At 66.4% G+C, this 23687-nt stretch carries 18 protein-coding genes; 6 read left to right on the top strand and 12 right to left on the bottom strand.

Translation table 11 applies throughout. The annotated features are described in order from the left end of the window. From EPO41_RS24085 to EPO41_RS24070, 4 genes are all read left to right on the top strand, one after another. The gene (locus EPO41_RS24085; protein ID WP_296330928.1) at window positions 1-1686 is read left to right on the top strand and encodes an amidohydrolase family protein; all 1686 of its coding nucleotides are present in this window, start codon (window positions 1-3) and stop codon (window positions 1684-1686) included. 25 nt (window positions 1687-1711) lie between these two features. Next, window positions 1712-2014 (top strand): putative quinol monooxygenase, encoded by a 303-nt coding sequence (locus EPO41_RS24080; protein WP_296330925.1) that lies wholly within the window; start codon window positions 1712-1714, stop codon window positions 2012-2014. A 14-nt stretch (window positions 2015-2028) separates the two neighbouring features. Next, window positions 2029-2820: a phytanoyl-CoA dioxygenase family protein gene (locus tag EPO41_RS24075; RefSeq protein ID WP_296330921.1), complete on the top strand. Its 792-nt coding sequence runs from the start codon at window positions 2029-2031 to the stop codon at window positions 2818-2820. A 182-nt stretch (window positions 2821-3002) separates the two neighbouring features. Beyond that, window positions 3003-4190, top strand: a complete 1188-nt coding sequence (locus EPO41_RS24070; RefSeq protein WP_296330918.1) for a TMEM43 family protein — start codon at window positions 3003-3005, stop codon at window positions 4188-4190. Window positions 4191-4193: 3 nt separating this feature from the next. Here the strand turns inward: EPO41_RS24070 and EPO41_RS24065 are convergent, their stop codons facing one another. Then, entirely contained in the window at window positions 4194-4856 is a 663-nt protein-coding gene (locus tag EPO41_RS24065) for a TetR/AcrR family transcriptional regulator (RefSeq protein ID WP_296330915.1), read from the bottom strand. 110 nt (window positions 4857-4966) lie between these two features. Here EPO41_RS24065 and EPO41_RS24060 point away from each other — a divergent pair, with 110 nt between their 5' ends. Then, window positions 4967-6121 (top strand): efflux RND transporter periplasmic adaptor subunit, encoded by a 1155-nt coding sequence (locus tag EPO41_RS24060; RefSeq protein ID WP_296330913.1) that lies wholly within the window; start codon window positions 4967-4969, stop codon window positions 6119-6121. 38 nt (window positions 6122-6159) lie between these two features. Continuing rightward, window positions 6160-9264 (top strand): efflux RND transporter permease subunit, encoded by a 3105-nt coding sequence (locus EPO41_RS24055; protein WP_296330910.1) that lies wholly within the window; start codon window positions 6160-6162, stop codon window positions 9262-9264. Between the two features lie 104 nt (window positions 9265-9368). On the opposite strand, the gene pcp is transcribed toward EPO41_RS24055, so the two are convergent. The 11 genes from pcp to EPO41_RS24000 form a co-directional block, all read right to left on the bottom strand. Further along, window positions 9369-10010 carry a pyroglutamyl-peptidase I gene (gene pcp / locus EPO41_RS24050; protein WP_296330907.1) on the bottom strand — a complete coding sequence of 214 codons (642 nt, stop codon included), beginning with the start codon at window positions 10008-10010 and terminating at the stop codon, window positions 9369-9371. 76 nt (window positions 10011-10086) lie between these two features. Beyond that, window positions 10087-10884, bottom strand: a complete 798-nt coding sequence (locus EPO41_RS24045) for a xanthine dehydrogenase family protein subunit M (RefSeq protein WP_296330904.1) — start codon at window positions 10882-10884, stop codon at window positions 10087-10089. A 15-nt stretch (window positions 10885-10899) separates the two neighbouring features. Continuing rightward, window positions 10900-13284 (bottom strand): xanthine dehydrogenase family protein molybdopterin-binding subunit, encoded by a 2385-nt coding sequence (locus EPO41_RS24040; protein WP_296330902.1) that lies wholly within the window; start codon window positions 13282-13284, stop codon window positions 10900-10902. Between the two features lie 4 nt (window positions 13285-13288). Continuing rightward, the gene (locus tag EPO41_RS24035) at window positions 13289-13774 is read right to left on the bottom strand and encodes a (2Fe-2S)-binding protein (RefSeq protein ID WP_295136776.1); all 486 of its coding nucleotides are present in this window, start codon (window positions 13772-13774) and stop codon (window positions 13289-13291) included. A gap of 126 nt (window positions 13775-13900) precedes the next feature. Beyond that, a complete protein-coding gene (locus EPO41_RS24030) occupies window positions 13901-14041 on the bottom strand; it encodes a hypothetical protein (protein WP_296330900.1) in 141 nt (46 codons plus the stop codon). Next, a complete protein-coding gene (locus tag EPO41_RS24025) occupies window positions 14041-14502 on the bottom strand; it encodes a carbon monoxide dehydrogenase subunit G (protein ID WP_230548651.1) in 462 nt (153 codons plus the stop codon). Before EPO41_RS24025 ends, EPO41_RS24030 begins: the two co-directional genes overlap by 1 nt. Window positions 14503-14524: 22 nt before the next feature. Beyond that, window positions 14525-16456: a hypothetical protein gene (locus EPO41_RS24020; protein WP_296330893.1), complete on the bottom strand. Its 1932-nt coding sequence runs from the start codon at window positions 16454-16456 to the stop codon at window positions 14525-14527. A 66-nt stretch (window positions 16457-16522) separates the two neighbouring features. After that, a complete protein-coding gene (locus EPO41_RS24015; protein ID WP_296330890.1) occupies window positions 16523-17620 on the bottom strand; it encodes a M14 family metallopeptidase in 1098 nt (365 codons plus the stop codon). Between the two features lie 498 nt (window positions 17621-18118). Continuing rightward, window positions 18119-18667 (bottom strand): hypothetical protein, encoded by a 549-nt coding sequence (locus EPO41_RS24010; protein WP_296330887.1) that lies wholly within the window; start codon window positions 18665-18667, stop codon window positions 18119-18121. Window positions 18668-19327: 660 nt separating this feature from the next. Continuing rightward, window positions 19328-20122 carry a hypothetical protein gene (locus EPO41_RS24005; RefSeq protein WP_296330885.1) on the bottom strand — a complete coding sequence of 265 codons (795 nt, stop codon included), beginning with the start codon at window positions 20120-20122 and terminating at the stop codon, window positions 19328-19330. Beyond that, window positions 20122-23205, bottom strand: coding sequence for a hypothetical protein (locus tag EPO41_RS24000; RefSeq protein ID WP_296330882.1), 3084 nt, complete (start codon window positions 23203-23205; stop codon window positions 20122-20124). The genes EPO41_RS24005 and EPO41_RS24000 overlap by 1 nt, the downstream gene beginning before the upstream one ends. Window positions 23206-23687 lie beyond the last annotated feature (482 nt).

Genomic DNA, 23687 nt, shown 5'->3' with positions numbered 1-23687 from the left:
ATGACGTTCGACCTCAAGATTACCGGCGGCACCATCGTCGACGGCACCGGCAAGCCGGGCTTCGTCGGCGATATCGGCATCAAGGACGGCAAGGTCGTCGCAATCGGCAACGCCGACGGTCCCGCCACGCAGGCGATCGACGCCACCGGCAAGGTCGTCTCGCCGGGCTTCGTCGACGTGCACACGCATTACGACGCCCAGATCCTGTGGGATCGCATGCTCACCATCTCGCCATGGCATGGCGTCACCACGACCGTGATCGGCAATTGCGGCTTCGGCGTAGCGCCGACCCGGGAAATCCACCGCAAGATGATCATGCAGACCCTGGAAAAGGTCGAAGGCATGAGCCTCGAGGCGCTGGAAGCGGGCCTCGGCACGGCGTGGCCGTTCGAGACCTTCCCGCAGTATCTCGACACGCTGGAGAAGCGCGGCTCGGCGATCAACGTGGCTGCCCTGTTCGGACACACGCCGCTGCGCCTCTACGTGATGGGCGAGGAATCGACCGAGCGCGCCGCGACGGCCGATGAGATCGGGAAAATGAAGGTACTGGTGCGCGAGGCGATGGACGCCGGCGCGATCGGCTTCGGCACCTCGGTCTCGGTCAGCCACAGCGGCTACGGCGGCAAGCCGGTTCCCAGCCGCCAGGCGACGCCCGAGGAAATGGATTCGCTGGTCTCGGTCATGGGCGAGCTGAAGCGTGGCCTGATGCAGATCACCATCGGCCGCGATTTCTCGACCCGCCACATGGCCGAGGTCAGCCGCAAGTACAACATTCCCGTCACCTGGACCGCCCTGCTCTCCCACCTCTACGGCCCGGGCGGCCATCGCAAGCAGCTCGACCTCGCCGCCGAGCAGCGCAAGTCCGGCGCCCTCGTCATTCCGCAGGTGAGCTGCCGGCCGCTGAACTTCGAGGTCACCTTCGCCGAACCCTTCATCTTCGACGTGATGCCGTTCATGAACGAGCTCGCCAAAGCCGACGCCCGGGAACCCGGCGCCCGCCGCCGCGCCTACGCCGATCCGGCGTGGCGCGAGAAGCTCCGCAGCGAGGTCACGCCGCTGTTCCGCAACTGGTGGGACCGCGTGGTCATCGCCTGGTCGCCGTCGCATCGCGAACTCGAGGAGCAGCCGCTCACTCTCGCGGCCGCGAAGCTCGGGAAGGATCCGGTCGACCTCGCCCTCGACATCTCGCTGGCCGACGACCTGCTGACCCGCTTCCGCATGGCCGTCATGAACTTCGACGAGAAGGAAGTGGCCGAGCTGATCACCGATCCGAACACGATCATCGCTCTGTCCGATGCCGGCGCCCATGCCAGCCAGCTCTGCGACGCCTGCTACTCGACCCACCTGCTCGGCCACTGGGTGCGCGACCGCAAGGTCTTCACGCTCGAGGAGGCGGTGCACAATCTCACCCAGCGCCCGGCCGAAATGTTCGGCATCACCGATCGCGGCGTGCTCGCGGAGGGCCGACCGGCCGACGTCGTCGTCTTCGATCCAAAGACCGTGAACCCCGGCCCGTTGAAGCGCGTCTACGATATGCCGGCCGGCGCCGACCGTCTCGTGTCGGAGGCGAGCGGCATCGAGGCCGTCATTGTCAATGGCAAGCTCATTCGCCGGGACAACAAAGATACCGTCACTGCCAACGACAAGCTGCCCGGTCGTCTGCTACGACATGGCCACGCCGCGTAAGGCTGAATTTCAGGGAGAGAGACAAGTGATCCACGTCATCGCCATCATCACCGCCAAGCCCGGCTTGCGCGACGAAGTCCTGAAGAACTTCAAGGACAACGTCCCGGCCGTGCACGCCGAGAAGGGCTGCGTCGAGTACGGCGCGACCGTCGACATCGACGGCGGTCCGTTCGCGAAGTTCGGTCCCGACACGTTCGTCGTGGTCGAGAAGTGGGAGAGCATGGACGATCTGAAGGCCCATGGCGCATCGGAGCACATGAAGGCCTATGCGGCCAAGAACAAGGATTTGCTCGCCAACCGCGCCGTCCACGTTCTGCAGAACGCTTGATTCCCGTCACCGAAGTGGACGTCGCCGCGTACGAACGCGACGGCGTCGTCTGCCTGCGCGGCGCCTTCGACGCCGTGTGGGTCGGAATCCTGTGCGAGGCGGTCGAGCGCGACCTCCTCCAGCCGGGACCGCATGCAACCAACTTCGCGGAAGGCAGCACGGCGGGCAAATTCTTCGGCGACATGTTCATGTGGCGGAGGGACAACGATTTCCGCCTCGCCGCCCTCACCTCGCCGGCCGGTGAGATCGCCGCCGCCCTGATGCGCTCGGAAGGCGTCGATTTCTTCTACGACCAGCTCTTCGTGAAGGAGCCCGGCACGGCTCATCCGACGCCGTGGCACCAGGACCTGCCCTACTGGCCCGTGACCGGCCGGCAGATCACCTCGGTCTGGATCGCCCTCGACGATATCGACTCGAGCAACGGGGCCGTCGAATTCATCGCCGGTTCGCATCGCTGGGGGATCAACTACCGGCCGACGCCCTTCCGCAAGGGCCACGAGGCGAAGTTCACGTCGAGCGACCTGGTCCAGATCCCCGACATCGACTCGGATCGCGGCAAGTACGACATCCGCTCCTGGACGATGGAGCCCGGCGACTGCCTGGTCTTCCACGCCATGATCGTGCACGGCGCGCCGGGCAACGACACGCCGGGTGCCCGCCGCCGCGGCCTGTCGCTGCGCTATACCGGCGACGATGCCCGCTACGACCCGCGGCCCGGAACCTTCCAGTTCCCCCACACACCCGACCTCGCGGCCGGCGCCCCGATGACCTGCGACCTCTTCCCGAGAGTCTGGCCGAGGCGGTAAAGCTTGACGGAATATTCCGTCGTCTCGACCGGAGCACCGAAGGTGCGGAGCGGAGAGACCTCGCCTCCTCGATTTGCCGGCTTGTGGTGGATAGAAGGCCTCTCCAGTTCGCCTCGCTATGCTCGGCTGCGGTCGAGGCGACGGACTTTGTTTTCTATTCGCGATTTCCGAGGGCAGGTTCAATGGAAGAGCGCGGCGTCGATCAGGTGACGGAGGTCACCAATACCTCGTGGTTCACCCGCCTCGGGCAGGCGGTCGTCGGCGTCCTCATCGGCTTCGTCTTCGTCGTGGTGTCGATCGGCGTGCTGTTCTGGAACGAGGGCCGTGCGATCCATACGGCGCAGGGGCTCGCCGAGGGCGCCGGCATCGTGCGCAGCGTTCCCGCGGATTCGGTGGATCGGTCGAACGACGGCCGGCTGATCCACGTGACCGGAATGCTCTCGACGGCCGGCCCCGTGACCGATCCCGACTTCGCGATCCGGGTGAATGGCGTGCGGCTGGTGCGCCATGTCGAGGTCTATCAATGGAAGGAAGAGACCCACAGCGAGACACGCACGAAGTTCGGTGGAGGCGAGGAACGCACCACGACCTACAAGTATGTCCGCGCCTGGTCGGACAAGCCAATCGACTCGGATCGCTTCAAGGAGCCGCGCGGCCACACCAACCCGGTGATCGTCTATCAGTCCCGCGACATGGTGGCTGCCGGCACGCGGCTCGGCGCCTTCGCCGTTCCAGATTCTCTGCTGCGCGGCTTCGGCGAGGCCAGGAGGGTCGCCGCGACGGAGGTGCAGGCGAATGCCCTTCAGATCCGCGTGAACAAGCCTGTCGCCGTGAACGACGGCGTTCTCTATGTCGGCCGTGACTCGTCCCAGCCGGCGATCGGCGACATGCGCATCTCGTTCGGCGAGGTGCCTTTGCAGACGGCCAGTGTGGTCGCCGCCCAGTCCGGTTCGGGCTTCGCGCCCTTCCCCACCCATACCGGCACGACCGTCGAGCTGATCGCGGCCGGCGCCGTGCCGGCCAAGGTGATGTTCCAGCACGCCGAGGAGGAGAACGTCACCATGACCTGGGTGCTGCGCCTGATCTGCGTGGTCTTCATGCTGATCGGCTTCAACTTCGTGCTCCGTCCGCTGGCCGTGGCCGGCAGCGTCATTCCGCTGCTGGGCGACGTGATCGGAGCCGGCACGTTCCTCGTCGCGCTGGTCTGCACCGTGGCGATCGCGCCGATCGTGATCGCGTTCGGTTGGCTGTGGTACCGGCCGTTGATCGGGATCGCGGTGCTGGTGGTCGGGGCCGCAGCCACCTGGGGGCTCACGCGACTACTGCACGCGCGGGCGTCGGCACCGAAGGCCGTGCGTCCCGCGGCCTGATCGTCAGCCGCCCCGGATGATGCCCTTCATCACGATGTCGAGCATGCCCGTGCCCAGCAGATCGCGATTGGACCACGGGAACTCGGGCTTCAGGATCAGGGCCGAGGCGACGCCGTGCATGGCCATCCAGCAGAGTTCCGCGCAGGTGTCGGCCGGGTAGTTGAGTGCGAGGCCCGACGCTTCGGCCTCGGCGATGATCGAGACGAGACGCTGGAACACGATCGCGCCGCCGATGCCCGGCCGCGTCGGATCGTCCGTGGGCATCCTGTGCCCGAGCTTGCGCACCGATTCGGGGATGTTGGAGCCCAGGAACACGAGCTTGTACTCGTCGGGATGGGCCAAGCCGAACTTCAGATAGGCCTCGCCGAAGCGCCGGATGCGCTCGCGCGGATCGCTGACGGTGCTCTCGATCTCACGGATGCTCTCGATCAGGTACCCGAAGGTCTGATCGCAGAGCGCGAGCATCATCTGCTCCTTGTCCGGGAAGTAGAGATAGAGCGCGGGCGCGGACACGCCGACCCGGTCGGCGATCCGTCGGATCGTCGTGGCCTCGTAACCCTGCTCCAGGAACAGTTCCTTGGCGGCCTGGAGGATCTCCTCGCGGCGGGTATGCCCCTCGCCGCGTTTCTTCCGGCCGCCCGTCGCCGCTGTCGAAAAAGCGTTCAATCGGGTTCTCCTACCCTTGACTATTATATTAACACAGATAACTTATCAATGGTAAGTTAACGGCGTTTAGATTCTTCAGCCCATTGTAGACGTCCGAAGGAAGCCCCGCCATGCGTCTCCCGAACGTTCGCCTGCCGCGTCCCTCTGCAAAGAAGCTGGTGGTGCTGGGCACCGTTGGCTTGGCGCTCGCGGGCGGGGCATTCGCCGCCTACTCTTTCACCTCGAAGCACAATACCCCACTGGCCAGCGCAGAGCCGGTCACCCGGCCTGCCCGGGTCGCGGAGATTTCCTACAGGACGCAAGGCCAGACGCTGCTGCTGGCCGGCACGGTCGTACCCCGCATCGAAAGCACGCTGGGTTTCCGTGTCTCTGGAAAGATCACCCAGCGGTCGGTCGATGTCGGTGCGGTCGTGAAGCCGGGAGATGTCATCGCCGCGCTCGATCCAAGCGACTACCAGCTCGCCGTGGACAATGCGCGCGCTGCGCTCGCATCGGCAGAGGCCGACCATGTGCGCGCCAAGGCCGATCACGAGCGTTACCTGAACCTGCGCGGCAGCATGGCCTTCGTGCCGCAGACGCTCGACCAGCGGCAGTCGCTGGCCTCGACCGCGCTCGCTCGCGTCGACCAGGCCAAGAGCCAGCTTTCCTCGGCGGAGAACAACCTCGCCTATACGGTGCTGCGCGCCGACGCGGCTGGTGTCGTCACCGCCGTCCAGGCCGAGGTGGGACAGGTCATGGCGCAGGGCCAGGGCGTGATCCGCCTCGCCCGAACGGACGAGCTGGAAATCCTGGTCGGCGTCCCCGAGCACCGGCTGAAGGCCGTGCGCGAGGCGCAGGGCGCGAGCTTCGAACTCTGGTCCGATCCGGGCCGGCGTCATGCCGCCAAGCTGCGCGAACTCTCGCCCAGCGCCGATCCCGTGACCCGCACCTACGCCGCGCGCTTCAGCGTGCTGGAGCCTCCGCAGTTCATCGGGCTCGGCATGACCGCGACGCTGGGCTTCGAACGGCCCGATCGCACGCCCGTCGCCGAAGTGCCCCTCTCCGCCATCTTCCAGCGCGGCACCCAACCCGCCGTCTGGGTGGTCGACCGCGACAGCGGCACGGTCGAACTGCGCGCCGTCACGATCGCGCGCTGGCGTGACGACACCGCCGCGATCCTGTCGGGCGTCAAGGAGGGCGAGCTGATCGCCACCGCGGGCGTGCACAAGCTCGAGACCGGCCAGAAGGTGAAGCCGCTCCAGTCGCAGCAGCAGGCGGCCCGCTAGCGGCTACCGCCCCGACTTCGCTCCAGGGGAGACGATCCATGACGACACGCACCAATCTCTCGGCGCTGGCGCTCAAGTACAGCACGCTCACCGTGTTCTTCATGATCGCGCTGACCCTGGCCGGATTCTACGCCTTCTTCAATCTGGGCCGCGCCGAGGATCCGCCCTTCACCATCAAGCAGATGGTCGTGTCGGCGGCCTGGCCCGGCGCCACATCGCGCGAAGTAGAGCAGCAGGTCACGGAGAAGATCGAGACCAAGCTGCAGGAGCTGCCCTTCTTCTACAACGTCCAGAGTTACACCAAGCCCGGTGAGACGGTGATCTACGTCTCGCTGCGGGACGACACCCCGCCCTCGAAGGTCGCGGACCTCTGGTACCAGGTGCGCAAGAAGGTCGGCGACATCCGGAGCTCGCTGCCGCAGGGCGTGGTTGGCCCCTTCTTCAACGACGAGTACGGCGACACCTACAGCCTGATCTGGGCCTTCGAGTCCGACGGCTTCTCGCCCGCCGAGGTCAAGGAGATCGCCAAGGCGGTGCGCCAGCGCCTGCTGCGCGTGCCCGACGTCACCAAGGCCGACCTGTTCGGTCTGCAGGACGAGAAGATCTACATCGAGTTCAGCCACACGAGACTCGCCCTGCTGGGCGTTCCGGTCGAGCAGATCCTCGAGGTCGTGCGCCGGCAGAATGCGATCGTGGCGGCCGGCACGGTCGAAACCAAGGGCGAGCGGGTCGCCGTCCGCGTCGACGGCGCGCCGACCTCGGCAGAGCAACTCCTGGCATTGCCCTTCACCGCCAATGGCCAGACCCTGACCCTAGGCGACGTCGCGGAGATCAAGCGCGGCTACCAGGATCCGCGCCAGCTCGCCATGCGCTACAACGGCAAGGCGGTGATCGGCCTCGGCGTCGTCATGGCGCCCGGCGGCAACGTCCAGAAATTGGGCGCTGCCCTAGACAAGACCATGGAAGAGGTGGAAGCCGGCCTGCCGGTCGGCATCACGGTGCATCGCATCGCCAATCAGCCCGAGGTCGTGAGCAAATCGTTCGAGGAATTCAGCTCCTCGCTGCTCGAGGCTCTGGCGATCGTGCTGGTGGTGTCCTTCATCAGCCTGGGCATCCGCACCGGCGTGATCGTGGCGCTGTCGGTGCCGCTGGTGCTGGCCATAACCTTCGTCGGCATGCTGCTGCTGGGCATCGATTTCCAGCGCATCTCGCTCGGCGCGCTGATCATCGCGCTCGGCCTGCTGGTCGACGACGCCATCATCGCCGTCGAGATGATGATGGTGAAGCTCGAACAGGGCGCCAGCCGGATGGAAGCCGCGACCTATGCCTACACTTCCACCGCCTTCCCCATGCTGACCGGCACGCTCGTGACGGCCGTCGGCTTTGTGCCGGTGGGCTTCGCGCGCTCCGGCGCCGGCGAATACACCAACTCGATCTTCTGGGTGGTGGGCCTGTCGCTGATCATATCGTGGTTCGTGGCCGTGCTGTTCACGCCCTGGATGGGCTACCATCTGCTGCCGACGCCCAAGGTGCAGCACCACGATCCCTATAACGGGCGCCTCTACACGCTCTTCCGCAAGATCGTCGTGTGGTGCGTTACCTGGCGCAAGACCACGATCGTCATCACGGCGCTGGCCTTCGTGGGCTCGCTCGCGGCGTTCGGCTTCGTGTCCAAGCAGTTCTTCCCGACCGCCAACCGGCCTGAACTGATCGTCGACCTCAAGCTGGCACAGGGCGCCTCGTGGGCCGCGACCGACGCCGAGGTCCGCAAGCTGGAAACCTGGCTCGGCAACAGTTCCGACGTCGCCTCCTACACCGCCTATGTCGGCGCCGGCAGCCCGCGCTTCTACCTGCCGACGGTGCCTGAATTGTCCAACGCCAATTTCGGCCAGGTCATCGTCATGACCAAGGATCTGGTGGCGCGCGAGCGCGTCGTCGCCGAACTCGACAGCCTCTTCAAGAAGGATTTCGAGGCCGTGCGCGCCCGCGTGCAGCGCCTGCAGAACGGCCCGCCCGTCAGCTACCCTGTCATGTTCCGCGTGCTGGGGGACGATCCGCAGCAGGTGCGAAAGGTTGCGGAACAGGTCCGGCAGGTCTTCAAAGCCGATCCCGCGACCCGCGACATCAACTTCGACTGGAACGAGCTGGCCAAGACAGTACGCCTCGAGGTCGACCAGGCGAAAGCCCGCGCGCTGGGTGTCGATTCGCAGGCGCTTGGCAACTCGCTGCAGACCCTGCTGACCGGCATCACCGTCACCCAGTATCGCGACCGCACCGAGTCGATCGACGTAGTCGCCCGCGCCGTCGCGCCGGAACGGCTGAGCGTCGAGGGCCTGGAGGCGATCAACCTGCGTACCTCCACGGGCGGCGTCGTCTCGCTGGCACAGCTCGCCACGCTGAAGTTCGAGCTCGAGGAGCCGATCCTGTGGCGCCGCAACAAGGACCTGCTGATGACCGTTCGCGCCGGTGTGGCCGACGGCGTCCAGGGCCCCGACGTGGCCGCCCGCATCGACAAGGCTCTGGCGCCGGTCCGCGCCAGCCTGCCACCCGGCTACCGCATCGAGGTCGGCGGCGACCAGGAGGAATCGGCCAAGAGCCAGGCCTCGATCTTCAAGATGATGCCGCTGATGGCCTTCCTGATGATCCTTTTCCTGATGCTGCAGCTGCAGAGCTTCTCGAAGCTGGCGCTGGTGTTGCTCACCGCACCGCTCGGCCTGATTGGCGTGTCGCTGTTCCTGCTGCTGTTCAACCAGCCCTTCGGCTTCGTCTCGCTGCTGGGCGTGATCGCGCTCGCCGGCATGATCATGCGCAACTCGGTGATCCTGGTGGACCAGATCGACCAGGACATCGCGGCGGGCCACACCAAATGGGACGCGGTGATCGACGCCACGGTGCGCCGTGCCCGCCCCATCCTGCTGACCGCCGGCACCGCGATCTTCGCCATGATCCCGCTGTCGCGCAGCGTCTTCTGGGGCCCAATGGCCGTGGCGCTCATGGGCGGCCTGCTGGTCGCCACCGCCCTCACCCTGCTCTTCCTGCCGGCACTCTACGCCGCCTGGTTCCGGGTCAAGAGGCCGGCCGCCGCGACGGAGACCGCGCCGACCCGCCACATCCCGCCGCCGCTCGCCATCGCGGCGGAGTAGCGAGGCCTCGAACAATGGAGCGCGCCACTCCTGTGGCGCTCAGACTTTGTCGGTAGCGGCAATAAGAGCGTAACTGGAGTTTCGCGCCCCGATGAGGTCGAACGTCAGGAGATCCGGCCCTCGGCCGTGTGGATGTCCGTCGTCCGCGCCGCGCTGGTCGCGATGATGATCTCGATGCCGCGGGCGATGTCGTCGACGGCCATCGACGGTGCACCGCCCAGCCGCGCCGCCTGCTCCGGCACATAGGGGATGTGAAGGAAGCCGCCGCGCATCCTCGCCGGGTGGCTTTCGATGATGTCCATCAGCGAATAGAGGATGTGGTTGCAGACGAAGGTGCCTGCCGTATTGGAGACGGCGGCCGGCAGGCCCGCCTTCCGCATTGCCGCGACGCAGGCCTTGATCGGCAGGGTCGCGAAATAGGCCGCGGGGCCGTCGGTCCGCACCGGGACGTCGATCGGCTGCTTGCGGTCGTTGTCGGGAATGCGCGCATCCTGGACATTGATGCCGACCCGCTCGAGGCAGAGCTCGGTGCGACCGCCGGCCTGGCCGACGCACAACACGATGTCGGGCCTGACCTTGTCGATCGCCTCGCGCAGCACCCTGGCCGACTTGGCGTAGGAGGTCGGCAGGACCGCCGTCACCACGGTCACCTTCCCGATCTTCTTCTTCAGCCGGCTCACCGCCAGGGACGAGGGATTGACCTTGTCGCCGCCGAACGGATCGAAACCCGTCACCAAAGCCTTCATGTCGTACTCTCTTCCAGACAAACGAAAGGGCGCCCCGTTGGGGCGCCCCGACGTTAGTCCCTGCTTTGGCCGGCGGCTACTTGTTGGCCTTGTCGACCGCGCGGCGGGCCATCACACCGACCAGATGGGCGCGATATTCGGCGCTGCCGTGGATGTCGCTGTTCAGGCCATCGGCCGGCACCTTGATGTCCTTGATGGCGTCCGACGAGAAGTTCTTGGAGAGCGCTTCCTCCATCGCCTTCACCCGGAAGACGCACGGGCCGGCTCCGGTCACCGCGACCCGCACGCCGGCGGCGGTCTTGGCGACGAACACGCCGACCATCGCGTAACGCGAGGCCGGGTTCGGGAACTTCATGTAGGCGGCCTTCTCGGCCTTGGGGAAGCTGATCGAGGTGACGATCTCACCGTCCGCCAGCGCCGTCTCGAACAGGCCCTTGAAGAAGTCGTCGGCCGCATGCTTGCCGGTGTTCGTCGTCACGGTCGCGTTCAGCGCCACAACGGCCGCGGGATAGTCCGCCGCCGGATCGTTGTTGGCGACCGAGCCACCCATCGTGCCGCGGTTGCGGACCTGCGGATCGCCGATGTGGCCGGCCAGGTCGGCCAGGGCCGGAATGAGCTTCTTCACGTCGGCCGAGGTTGCAACGTCACCGTGCTTGGTCATGCCGCCGATGACGACCCTGTCGCCCTCGACCTTGATGCCGGCGAGCTCCTTGACGCCGCCGAGATCCACGACGTCGCTCGGCCGGGCCAGGCGCTGCTTCAGGGTCGGGATCAGCGTCATGCCGCCCGACATCGGACGGGCCTCTTCCTTGCCCTTGAGCAGGGCAATCGCGTCGGCGACCGACTTCGGGCGATGGTAGGCAAAATCGTACATCTGGACTTCCTCCGTTTACTCGGCCGCCGCGTGCTGGGCGCCCTGGATCGACTGCCACACGTTGAGCGGTGTGGCGGGCATTTCGACATGCTTGACGCCGATCGGCGCCAGCGCGTTGTGAACCGCATTCATCACGGCCGCGGGCGCCGCGATGGCCCCCGCCTCGCCGCATCCCTTCACGCCCAGCGGATTGTGCGGGCACGGGGTGACCTTGTAGCCAAGCTTGAACGACGGGAAGTTGTCGGCGCGCGGCATGGTGTAGTCCATGAACGAGCCGCTCAGCAGCTGCCCCGTCTCCTTGTCGTAGACCGCGCCCTCGAACAGCGCCTGGCCCACCCCCTGGACGATGCCGCCATGGACCTGCCCCTCGACGATCATCGGATTGATGATGTTGCCGAAATCGTCGACCGCCGTGTGGGCGACGACCTCGACGATGCCGGTGTCCGGATCGATCTCGACCTCGCAGATCTGCGTGCCCGAGGGATAGACGAAGTTCGCCGGATCGTAGAAGGCGTTCTCGTCCATGCCCGGCTCGATCTCGGCCAGCGGATAATTGTGCGGCACGTAGGCGGCGAAGACGGCCTGCGCCAGTGGCACGGCCTTGTCCGTGCCCGCCACCTTGAAGGTGCCGTTCTCGAACACGACGTCGGCCGCGTCGGCTTCCATCAGATGGGCCGCGATCTTCTTGCCCTTGGCGATGATCTTGTCCGTCGCCTTCATGATGGCCGAGCCGCCGACCGCCAGCGAACGGCTGCCATAAGTGCCCATGCCGAAGGTGGTCGTCGACGTATCGCCGTGAACCACCTCGATCTGGTCCATCGGCACGCCCAGCCGGTCGTGGACGAGCTGCGCGAAGGTCGTCTCGTGTCCCTGGCCGTGACTGTGCGAGCCGGTGATGACCTGCACGTTGCCCGTCGGGTTGAACTTGATCTGCGCCGACTCCCACTGGCCGACGCCGCCGCCCAGCTGGCCGATCACCTGCGAGGGCGCGAGGCCGCAAGCCTCGATGTAGGACGAGAAGCCGATGCCGCGCAGCTTGCCACGCGCCTTGGCCTCGGCCCGGCGAGTCTCGAAGCCCGGATAGTCGGCGATCTTCATCGCCTCGTCGATGATCGGCGGGTAGTTGCCCGAATCGTACTGCAGCGCCACCGGCGTCTGGTACGGGAAGGCCGTCGACGGGATGAAGTTCTTCCGGCGCAGCTCGGCCGGATCCATCTTCAGCTCGGCCGCCGCCTTGCTGACGATGGTCTCCACGACGAACGTCGCCTCGGGGCGTCCCGCCCCGCGATAGGCATCGACCGGCGCCGTGTGCGTCACTGCCGCCTTCACGTTGGCATAGATGAGCGGCGTCGTGTACTGGCCGGCCAGCAGGGTGGCGTAGAGATAGGTCGGAACCGCCGTCGAGAAGGTCGACAGATAGGCGCCCATGTTGGCGATCGTCTCGACCTTGAGAGCCAGGAACTTGCCCTCCTTGTCGAGCGCCAGCTCGGCATGGGTGACGTGGTCGCGGCCATGACAATCGGTCTGGAACGACTCGCTGCGCTCGGCCGTCCACTTGATCGGCCGGCCGACCCGCGAGGCCGCCCAGCAGACCATCGTCTCGTCCGCATAGCAGAAGATCTTGCTGCCGAAGCCACCGCCCACGTCGGGGGCGATGACGCGCAGCTTGTGCTCGGGAATGCCCAACACGAAGGCCGACAGGATCAGGCGCAGCACATGCGGGTTCTGCGAGGTCGACCAGAGCGTGTAGTTGCCCGTGCCCTTGTCGTACTCGGCCGCGGCGGCGCGCGGCTCCATCGCATTGGGGATCAGGCGATTGTTGACGATGTCCATTTTGGTGACGTGCGCCGCCTTGGCGAATGCCGCCTCGACATCGGCCTTCACGCCGATCTCCCAGTCGTAGATCAGGTTGCCCGGCGCCTCGGCGTGGACCTGCGGCGCACCCTTGTCGAGCGCCCTGGCGAGATCGACGATGGCCGGCAGGACCTCGTACTCGACCTTGATCGCCTCGGCTGCATCCCTCGCCTCGTCATGGCTGTTGGCCACGACCATGGCGACGGTGTCGCCGACATAGCGGACGGTATCGACCGCCATCACCGGGTGCGGCGGCGCCTTGTGCGGCTCGCCATGCTTGTCCTTCACCACCCAGCCACAGATCAGGCCGCCCACTTTTGCATCGACAAGATCCTTGCCGGTGAAGATGTTGACGACGCCTGGAAGCTTTTCCGCCGCCGAAATGTCGATGCTCTTGATCTTCGCATGGGCATGCGGCGAACGCAGGAAGTACGCGTAGGTCGCCCGGGCGAGGGGCAGATCGTCGACATAGCGACCGGTTCCGGTCAGGAAGCGCTTGTCTTCCGTACGCAGGACGCGGGCGCCGATTCCGGTGGCGGAGGTCATGGGGCTACACTCCTGCTGACTTCATGGCCGGAGCTGCGGCCAGGATTGCCTTCACGATGTTGTGGTAGCCGGTGCAGCGGCAGAGGTTGCCCTCGAGCTCGCGGCGCACCGTCGCCTCGTCGAGCTGGTAGTTGTGGCGCTTCACCATGTCGATTGCGCTCATCACCATGCCGGGCGTGCAGAAGCCGCACTGCAGGGCATGGTTGTCACGGAAGGCTTCCTGCATCGGGTGCAGCTTCTCAGCGCTCTCGGCGAGCCCCTCGATGGTAGTGACCTTGGCGCCCTCGGCCTGGACCGCGAGCATGGTGCAGGACTTCACCGACTTGCCGTCGACGTGCACCACGCAGGCGCCGCACTGGCTGGTGTCGCAGCCGACATGGGTGCCGGTCATGCCGAGATGCTCACGCAGGAACTGAACCAACAGCGTGCGCGCCTCGACCTTGCCCGATACGGACTTGCCGTTGACGGTCATGGCGACGGAAATGGTCATACTCAATCTCCCCTCACGTATTGGTTTGCGCGGCCGCAACCAGAAACGGCCGCCGGGCGTTGGGCGGGACTCTGACAAGCCCCCCATGTAGCGGTCAAGGGAATTGCTGGCGTCGAACGCCAGCTGCTAGCGACTCGCAAGAAATACGAGGATCAGCACGACGGCGCCGACGCCGATGACGGTCCAGTGACGAAATCCACGCTGCGCTGCAGCAGAGGGCACCGGCGGCGGCGGGTCTCCCGAGGGATCGCCCGAAGGCATCGTCATCAGGCGGCTGCGACCGGCGGAGGCGCGCCGACGCTCTCGGCGAACTTGCCGAAGAACTGATCGGCCAGCTTCTTCGCCGTGCCCGTGATCAGACGCGCGCCGACCTGTGCAATCTTGCCGCCGACCTGGGCGTCCACGTCATACTTCAGGATCGTGTCACTGCCGTCTTCCGTGAGGGTCACCACGGCACCGCCCTTGGCGAATCCCGCGACACCGCCCTGCCCTTCGCCGGTGATGCGGTAGCCGTTCGGCGGATCGATGTCGGAGAGCGTGACCTTGCCACCGAAGGCCGCACTGACCGGACCGATGCGCAGCCGGACCTTGGCCGTCATCTCGGTAGGAGAAAGCATCTCCAGCGATTCGCAGCCGGGAATGCACGCCTGCAGAATCGCCTGGTCGTTCAGCGCCGCGAAGACCTTCTCGCGCGACGCACCGATCCTGTATTCACCCTTGATTTCCATCTCGTAACTCCCGGCTCAGCGCCTACCATTTGTTTGTATAGGAGTCCGGCGGCAGTTCTGCCAGTGGCTCGCGCACCGAGAGGTAGATGGTGGCGGCATAAGGAACGGCCATCAGCAGCGCCAGGAACGCAAACCAGTTGGCCTGGGTGTTCCAGAACAAGGTGCGGATGACCCAGCGGCCGCCGTCGGCGGAAACGAACCCGCCGGCGCCGCCATCGTGCAACTTGATGGCGCCTTCGGTGACGACCAGCACGATCGCCCAGAAGACCAGCATCGAGACCAGGACGATCTCGGGCAGGACCGGCGCGAAGCGGCTCAGCCGGCGGTCCATGCGCACGAAGCCGCGGCTGCCGTCGTAGCCCAGCAGGCGGCCGAACGAGAGCGCGCGTGCGAAGCGATGATCGCGCGCCACCGGCTCGGTCCGCAGGATGGTGATGGTCTTCCACAGCATCAGCACGATGCTCGGGATCACGAAGCTCCAGATCGGGAAATCGCGATAGCGGCCGTCGATGGCGATCTGCCGGAACCAGTCGCCGATGCGGATCACCCCGTCGTACCAGTCGATGCTGATCACGATCAGGTAGAAGATGCAGAGTACCGTAAGCGCCAGATAGAGCATCTGCGCCAGCAGGTCGACGCGCCGCAGGATCCGGTAACGCGGCAGCTCCCGCCATGCCCGCCAGGATTCACGGACCCGCGCACTGTAGAGCGACGGATCGGCCATCTGGCCAGTCAGGCTGTCGGAGATGCCGCGCAGCAGCGCGTAGCTGAACGCGGCCAGCAGGATCGCCCAGAAGGCGACGCCCAAGGTGCGCTCGAAATAGAAGTTGCGCGTCAGGTCGGTCCAGGTCGCCTGGACGTAGCAGGTCGCCACGAGCTGGGCGAAGAGCGCGAAGATGAAAATGCCCTTCCAGTGACCCGCCTTGCGCTGGGTGGCATAGGCCAGCAGCAGCAGCGCCCCGGCAATCGTCGAAATGGTGAACAGGATCTGCCAGTGCGGCTCCGCCCTCACCGGCTTGCCGAGTTCGAACTTGTCATGACGCTGGGCGTCGAGCAGCCCCCAGGCGGCGCCGACCGTACCCTCCTGGCGAGCCTTCCAATACTGGTCGAACGCCTCGATGACGTTGTAGTCGAAGCCCTCCCGCTCCGCGGCGGTGCGGAAAATCGAGAAATACTTCACCTGTTCGACCCGGCCCGGCCGCGCGTCCGAGCGCATGCGGCCGTCGCTCGGCCAGCCGGTCTCGCCGATCACGATCTTCTTGCCGGGAAAGCGCTCCTGGACCTTCTTGTAGATGTCCACGAGGTGCTTCTCGATGGCGAGCTTGCCGTCGGCCTCGGTTCGATCCAGCCCGATCGGTTCGTCTTCCCAGTACGGAAGGATGTGGATCGTGATGAAGTCGACCTCGTCGGCCAGCGACGGGTTGCGCAGCCAGAATTCCCAGACGTCGGCGTAGGTGACCGGCTGGGTGACGCGCTGCTTCACCTGCCGGATGTAGCGGCGCAGTTCGTTGGCCGTGAGATCCTTGCGCAGCAGCACCTCGTTGCCGACGATCACCCGCTCGACCGTGTCCTTGTATTTGTTGGCATGGTCGATCAGCAGGTTGATCTGCTCGAGATTTTCCTTGTCGTTGTTGTTCAGCCACGCGCCGTGCCAGACCTTGAGCCCGTACTTGCCCGCACGCTGCGGCACCGCCTCGAGGTTCTCGCCCGAAGAATAGGTGCGCACTGCCTTGACCTTGCCCTGGAGGCGCTTGAGGTCGGCGTCGATCTGCTCCGGGGTCGGGAAGGTCCGCGTCAGCGGACTCTGGCCCGGCCGGTAGGGCGCGAAAGAGACGCTCTGGAGAGGTGCCGCACTCCAGCCGGCTATGTCGACCGGCCGGTTCGGAACCCACCACCACAGGAAATTGAGAGCCGCCACGACCGCGAAAGCCAGCAGCGCCACGAGTGCACGCATGGGGAGGCTTGTAGCAGGATCGCTGAGCGGACGTATGGCTTTTCGAGGGCTTGTTGTCCCCAAAAGCTAGAGGGGCCCGCGCTGCAGCCCGGCGATCGCCTGGCGCACGACCTGGTGGCCGCGGAACAGCACGGCCTCCTTCCAGTCGTCGGTCTCCGGGTAGAACTGGCGCCGCATCGCCTTGCGCACCGGCTCGGCTTCCTTGCCCAGCGGATCGCCGTATTTGTGCAGCCAGTGGTCGGCGCGGAAGGCCTTCTGGCCGCTCTCGCGATCGAACGTCCCGTATTCCAGGGTGCACATGGTGAGCCGGGTCTGTGGCTCCTTCAGGACGCGGTTCAGTCCGTAGTGGCCGAGCCCGTCGCGCGCCTGGGAAGCTGTCTGGCCCCTCTTCGATTCCGTTACCGACTCGCCCCAGAAGTTCCGCACCCGGCGCGACCCGCCGGTGCCGATGTCGTAATGCGTGATCGGCTCGCCATAACCATACGGGCCAAGCCCGGTGTGGAAATCGACCACCGCCACGTCCTCCCGGCCCTTCAAATAGCGGTCGACGATGGCGTGCAGGGTACGATTCGACCAGGACGGCCCGCCGCCGCCGAAGAACATGCCGTCGGCATGAGTGTATTGCCCGCCCGAGACGGCGCGGAAGAACTCGATGTCGCCAACCTTCCGGCGATAGGCCGCCAACCTGGCATCGGCCGCGGCCCGCCCCGCGTCGCTGAAATCCGCGGGCACGAGATCGTCCGCGATCTCCAGATAGCCCTCGTTCACAGGATAGGGCTTGGAGTGATCGACATAGTTGCGGTTGAGGTCGTTGCCCTCCTCCGTCACCCGCCGCGTCCAGGCGAAGCCGTAGGGGTTGATCGCGTGCACGAACAGCGCCGCGGTCCCCTTCGGCAGCCCCGCGGCGCCGACGCCGGCCAGCCAGTCGACCTGGAAGCCCGAGCCGCAATAGCCCTCGACCCCATGGGTGGACGAGATCGTCACCATGACCTTCGAGGCGTCGGCCGGCCCGACCCAGGCCACGTCGGTCGACAGCGCCTCGCCCTTCGGTCCCTTGGTCGGATTGTCGTAGCGAAAGGTCGTCGCATCCGCGAGCCGCGCGGCGGCCAGGAACTTCTCGCGCGCCTCGCTGTAGTCGGCGGCGAAGGAGGCAATGTTGTTCATGGTCGACGATACCTCGCCCAAAGATTCACACATTTCAAAAGACGCCGTCAGACTCCTCCCTGTTGTTTGGGAAGGAGACATGGCGAACACATACCAAATTAGCCCGGTCTATGGGTCGAGATCGATGGGCTTGAGCACGACGTTGCGGAAGACTGGATGCTTGTCATCGTCGTCTCCGTTCGACGGCCCATCGCAGCCTGAAGCGCGTTCTTGCCGTCGCGCCAGTCGCCGGGTCGTTCGCCAGCCCGCGGACCTCGCCCGCGAACCCGGTGTCGAACCGCCGCCCGCGCGTGGCAGCACGTCACCGACGAGGCCGCGAATGTCCGCCATCGTCGGTGGCTTGCCTTCCACGGACTCGAAGGCGCCGAAAAGCCTGTCGAGCTATTGCCCTGCGGCCCGGGCTTCTTCTCCGTCGGGATCGAGGTCGGCAGCGCGCAGTCCTTCCTCTAGGAACAGACCGCCGAGACAGTGGCGCTCGAAGGCCGGATCGGATTTGCCTTAGGCGAAAGTCTTTTGGAGTTTGGTCAGGCGGTCGTAGTCGCTGTTGCCGAGCGACAGCCGGTATTGCGTGAGGTCAACGCCAACAAAGCTTTCTGGGTCGCGCACCGCCTGGTCGTCGAGCCTGTCGTAGAAGTCGCGATCGGTGACGACGCGGCCGCCATTCATGGCCGTCCGGTCGAGCGCGTCACTCTGCTCCGGGCTCAACCCCTCGCGCAGCTCCATCGACATCGCCATCAGGGGCGCCGCGGGATCCTCTCCGAGCCAATCGAGTGCATCCGTGGCTGCACGTCCCCGCGCCGCCTGCCAGGCCCGGTCGGCGCGCGCCCGTTCGATCTGCGCCATCCGGGTCACCTGCGCCCGCACCTCGGGCGAGGCGTCCGGCGGCGTCGCCTCGGCGGCCCGCGCCTGGTAGTCGTCGAGGCCGGGCCGCCGTGTCGGATCGTCCGACGTGTCGGCCAGACCACCGACGATCTCCGTCACGCGACGCTCCTCGCGCGCCCGTTCGATCCTGCGCTCGACCACCGCCCGCGGCTCCGGCTGGATCACGTCGCGCGCGTGGTCGTAGAGCTTCGCCGCGCGCTCGGGATCCTGGCCAATCGCGGCCTCGACCGCGCCGGCAGAGATCGCTCAGGCCGGTGCGCACCGCCGTATCTGTCAGGCTCGCGTCCCAGCCTTTTCGCTCGCCCTGGTAGCGCAGCTCGCCCACCGCGGTGCGGCCCAGCGTGCGCAGATGGGCCGGGTCTTGCCAGGACAGCGCCGCGTCACGCGCCAAGTCGGCGAGGCGCTCGGCCACGATGCGGTCGTCCAGCACCGACGTCGCCTGCTCCGCGATCCGCCCCAGATCGTCGCTGGCGCGGTCGAGACGCCGATCGATCACCGGTTCGAGCAGGGCCTTCTGGCGGGGCCCGATCGCCTGCGCCAGATAGCGGTCCTTCAGCGCGCCCAGAAGCCGGGTGGTCTCGGCGATCCCGGCCAGCGCGCCCTCGGGGTCGCGGCCCCCCGGGACCCGTCGCCGGATCGGTCACCAGCCCGCGCACCTCGCCCGCGAACTGGGTGTCGAGCTGGCGCGCGAACATCTCGTCGACTCACCGGGCCTGAAAGGCGTTCTTGTCGTCACCCCATCGATCGGCCGGGCGTCCCGGTACGGGAGAGCACTACCCTCGCTGGCCGGCCACAGCCTCTGCTGCTGAAGTTGCTCGTCCGACGTCAGATCTTTGCGAAGGCGGGCTTTTCGACGCCGGTCATGGTGTCGTAGGCCTTGAGCATCGTCTCCTCCGGCGTCCGCGTGACGCCGCTGTCGTGGTAGATCGCCTTCAGCCACATCGCCATCGGGATTCGGGACCCGTTCGGGATGAAGCGCTCTATCGTCGTCTTGCGCAGCATCTCCTCGCCCTTGGCGACATAGGCCGCGTCGGGCTTGCCACCGTCGGCGAGATGACGACAGGCCCATTGCCCGTACATCAGTTCCGCCCGCGAGATGGCCGGCGCCGACGAGGCCTTGGAGGTGAGTCCCGCCTCCTGACAGAGCTTCAGGCCGACGTCATGGCGTCGCGCCGCCAAGTTGAGCGGCAACGCTTCTTCGAGCACTTCCCGCATCAGCAGCTTCCTCCCGTTAGGCAGGAGGCGGTCGAACTTGTCCCACTGCCGCCAGACGGCTTCGCTCGAGCGCCCGAACTCGGCTACCGCCGGATCGCCGTCGATCAGCCACTTGCACACCCCCAATGTCTCCCACCATTGGTAAGCACGGAAAGATTCGCGGCTATCCTTGCCCTCTGGGGGAGCGGCTTGTACTTCCATCCAGGCGACGAGCGCCTGCGCGTTCGGCAGCACCCGATCGCGCAAGCCCAACAAGTAAGCCTGGATCAGTTCACTCAAGCTACACGCCACGTAGTGCGAGCGATTGGATGGACCAGTCTTTTCCGGTTCGAACTTCATTATGCGTGGCAAATACACGTCTAAGTAGAACTGGCGATGTTTTTCGAAATCGAGTGTCCTTGACATCACGGCCTCCGTTTCGGATGGACGACCGCTCGCTCGTCCCCGACAATTCGTTCAATCACACCGTTGCGTGCGTTGCCAGTACCCACCGTGACGATTGTCAGGTTCCCGTTTCTACAATTCTCCATCGCCGTGGCGCCGGCCTCTGGCGACACGCGTCCGCTCTTCATCGCCGCGTCGATGCTGAGTCCGATGCGTCTCAGGGTATTTTGGAGTGACCCTTCCGTCTGATGTGCCCGCCTGCTCGGACTGATCGACGTATCAGCCCCGCGCCATTTGGAATCCAAGACGGTGATCTTGCCGTTGGGGTCGACCGAGATCACATCCGGCCCGTGCTCGCCCGCCTTGCGGCCGAAGTCGACAATCGTGTGGTCGGGGAATTGCCGCGCGAATTCGTTGACCAGACCGAACTCTCCTTCCAATCCCTTGCGATGGTTCGGGTGGTTAGGCTGGTAGTCTCGCCCTGCCGCCGGTTCGCCGACGCGAGGATCGAGCCGGACGCCGATAGCTGTGTCTGTGCCGTCGGCGGCCTTGTATTTGTCCTTGTCGGCCCGGAACTTCCTCTCGACCAGCCACTCAACAATGTGCCTGAATTCCCCGAAGTCGGGCTCTTCGGGCGGCGAGCTGTTCGGGCTAGCTGCGGTGGGATTTCCGTTGCCGTCGCGTCGCCCCTCTTTGACCAGTGGACGGCTCGAATAGATCGGCACGACATCGAAGCGCGTCGCAGCTTCTGCCAGCACGCGGTCGGCCGCCTCCGGCCCGATCGCCCTCTCGAGAGCCGTGGCGTCGACCGTCAGTATCCGCGGGCGATCCGAGGTGGCGCCATTCTGGATGTGCACTGCCACGGGCGTGCGGTCCCACAGGCTGCCGCCGAGGACGCTCTTCTCGATGACGCCGCTGGAATCTCCCGGCGGTTGGCGCAGACGCACGCCATCGCCCAGGTCGACCGTGGTGCCCTGGCTGTTCGTCGGTGTGAGGAGTACCGCAGCGCCTGCCGCGACTCCGGCCGCGGCTCCGGTCACTGCGGCACCAGCCAGGCCGAGAGCTCTCGCTCCCAGTGCCAGCATGTCGCCCGCGATGGCCTTGGCGGTAGCGGTCAGCGAGTCCGCAGCCAGCGATCCCGCGGTGCCGAGACCTCCAAGAGCGCCAATGCCGGCGTTCGCCAGGTGCACGTCCCCGGACGGCGGCTCCGCTTCCCAGTTCGCCGTCTGTGCCGGGCGATTGACCGGTTCCCATGTCTGCGTGACGCGCGTGCCGTCGAAAGTGGTCGTCTGCGTGCCGACGACCGCGCCTTGCGGATCTCGGGTCGTGTCGATCTGCGACCAGGTCCCGCCGTCGGAACTGGTCCGCCGGCTCTCGACCCGATGTCCGTTGGGCAGAACCATCTCCGACGACGCGCCTGACCGGTCGCGGTCAATGCGGATGGTCGCGTCGGCCGGGCCGCCCGGCGTCGGGATCTTGCCGGCCGTGACCTCCGCGCTGCCGTCGTCGTTGTGGACGATGCGGGGCTCCGCCGCATCGAATGCACCCTTCACCGTAAATTCAGAACTGCGCGGAACCGGCTTCGTTGGCGGCGCAACCTGCCGGGGCGAGTCGATTGGCTCTTGCAGCGGCGCAATTTCCGTATTGCCGCTTGCTTCGACTGGCTCGCCGCCCGACGTCCGGACGGTATTCGGATCGGCTTCGCCGCGCGGCAGCACGTCGTCGACAAGGCCGCGAATGTCCGCCATCGTCGGCGGCTTGCCCTCGACAGGCTCGAACGCGCCTAGGAGCGTGTCGAGTTGCTGCCGTGCGGTCCGGGCCTCCTCGCCGTCGGGATCGACGTTGGCAGCGCGCAACCCCTCGCCCAGGAACAGGCGGCCGAGACGGTGGCGCTCGAAGGGCGGATCGGATTTGCCTTCGGCCAGAGTCTTCTGGAGTTTGGTCAGGCGGTTGTAATCACCGTCGCCGAGCGACAGCCTGTGTTGCGTGAGATCCAGGCCGACAAAGCTTTCCGGCTCGTGCACCGCCTGGTCGTCGAGCCTGTCGTAGAGGCCGCGGTCCGTGACGACGCGGCCGCCATTCATGGCCGTCCGGTCGAGCGCCTGCATCTGCTCCGGGCTCAACCCGTCGCGCAGCGCCGTCGGCATCGCCATCAGAGGCGCCGCGGGATTGGCACCGAGCCAATCGAGTGCATCCGTGGCTGCACGTCCCCGCGCCGCCTGCCAGGCCCGGTCGGCGCGCGCCTGTTCGATTCGCGCCATCCGGGTCACCTGCGCCCGCACCTCGGGCGAGGCGTCCGGCGGCGTCGCCTCGGCGGCGCGCGCCTGGTAGTCGTCGAGGTCGGGGCGCCGCATCGGATCGTCCGGCGTGTCGGCCAGGCCGCCGACGATCTCCGTCACGCGCCGCTCCGCGCGCGCTTGTTCGATCCTGCGCTCGACCACCGCCCGCCGCTCCGGCTGGATCACGTCGCGTGCGTGGTCGTAGAGCTTCGCCGCGTGCTCGGGATTCTGGCCGATCGCGGCTTCGACCGCGCCGGCATAGAGATCGCTCAGGCCGGTGCGCACCGCCGTATCGGTCCGGCCCGCGTCCCAGCCTTTGCGTTCGCCCTGGTAGCGCAGCTCGCCCACTGTGGTGACGCCCAGCGTGCGCAGATGGGCCGGGTCGTGCCAGGACAGCGCCGCGTCCTGCCGCAGATCGGCGAGGCGCTCGGCCACGATGCGGTCGTCCAGCACCGACGTCGCCTGCTCCGCGATCCGCCCGAGGTCGCCGCCGGCGCGGTCGAGACGCCGGTCGATCACCGGTTCGAGCAGGGCCTTCTGGCGGGGCCCGATCGCCTGTGCCAGATAGCGGTCCTTCAGCGCGCCCAGAAGCCGGGTGGTCTCGGTGATCCCGGCCAGCGCCTCCTCCGGGTCCTTGCCCGCGAGACCGGTCGCCGGATCGGTCACCAGGCCGCGCACCGCGCCCGCGAACCGGGTGTCGAGCTGGCGCGCGAACATCTCGTCGGCCTGAAGGCCAAGCGGGCTGTCGCCCTCAAGCTCGTTGCGCAGCCATGGTTCCGCGGCAGGCGCTGCCGAGAGCAGCCCTTCTGTCATGATGCTTGCCATGTCGGTCTCCGTTCAGCGGCCCATCGGGGCTTGCTGGGCGTTCCTGCCGTCGCGTTCCGCATCGAAGAGGAAAGCGGCTCCGACGCCCGGACAGCCCCGGTCATCGTCTGCTCGTTGGTGCTGGTGACTTCGGCGCGCCCGACCCGGTCGATGCGGCGGTCTGCAGCTACGCCGCGAGGTCAGCCTTCCGGATGATCGGTTCTCGATGGCCGCGACAAGGCACGCGGCAACGGGGGCGGCGACAAGGAGGGACAGGCAGTATCGTCGCCCGGGGCATCAAATGTTCTCAAAGACATCTCTCCTGTGAGAAGCGAGCCCTTGAGTTCCTGATGAGCCGGACTTTGAATTTGCAAGCGTCAAATCTCGAGGCGAACTGCCGACCGGCCTCGATACTGCTATCGGCTATGTGCTTTCATATCAGCGGCTGAGATTCCCGACTCTCTGATGTCCGGGATTCTCCATCGCTGCTTTGTCTGACGCAC

Source organism: Reyranella sp. (genome assembly GCF_004297265.1).
Taxonomy (GTDB): domain Bacteria; phylum Pseudomonadota; class Alphaproteobacteria; order Reyranellales; family Reyranellaceae; genus Reyranella.
The sequence above is the reverse complement of the archived record's forward strand: the minus strand, read 5'-3'. Positions and strand labels throughout refer to the sequence as shown.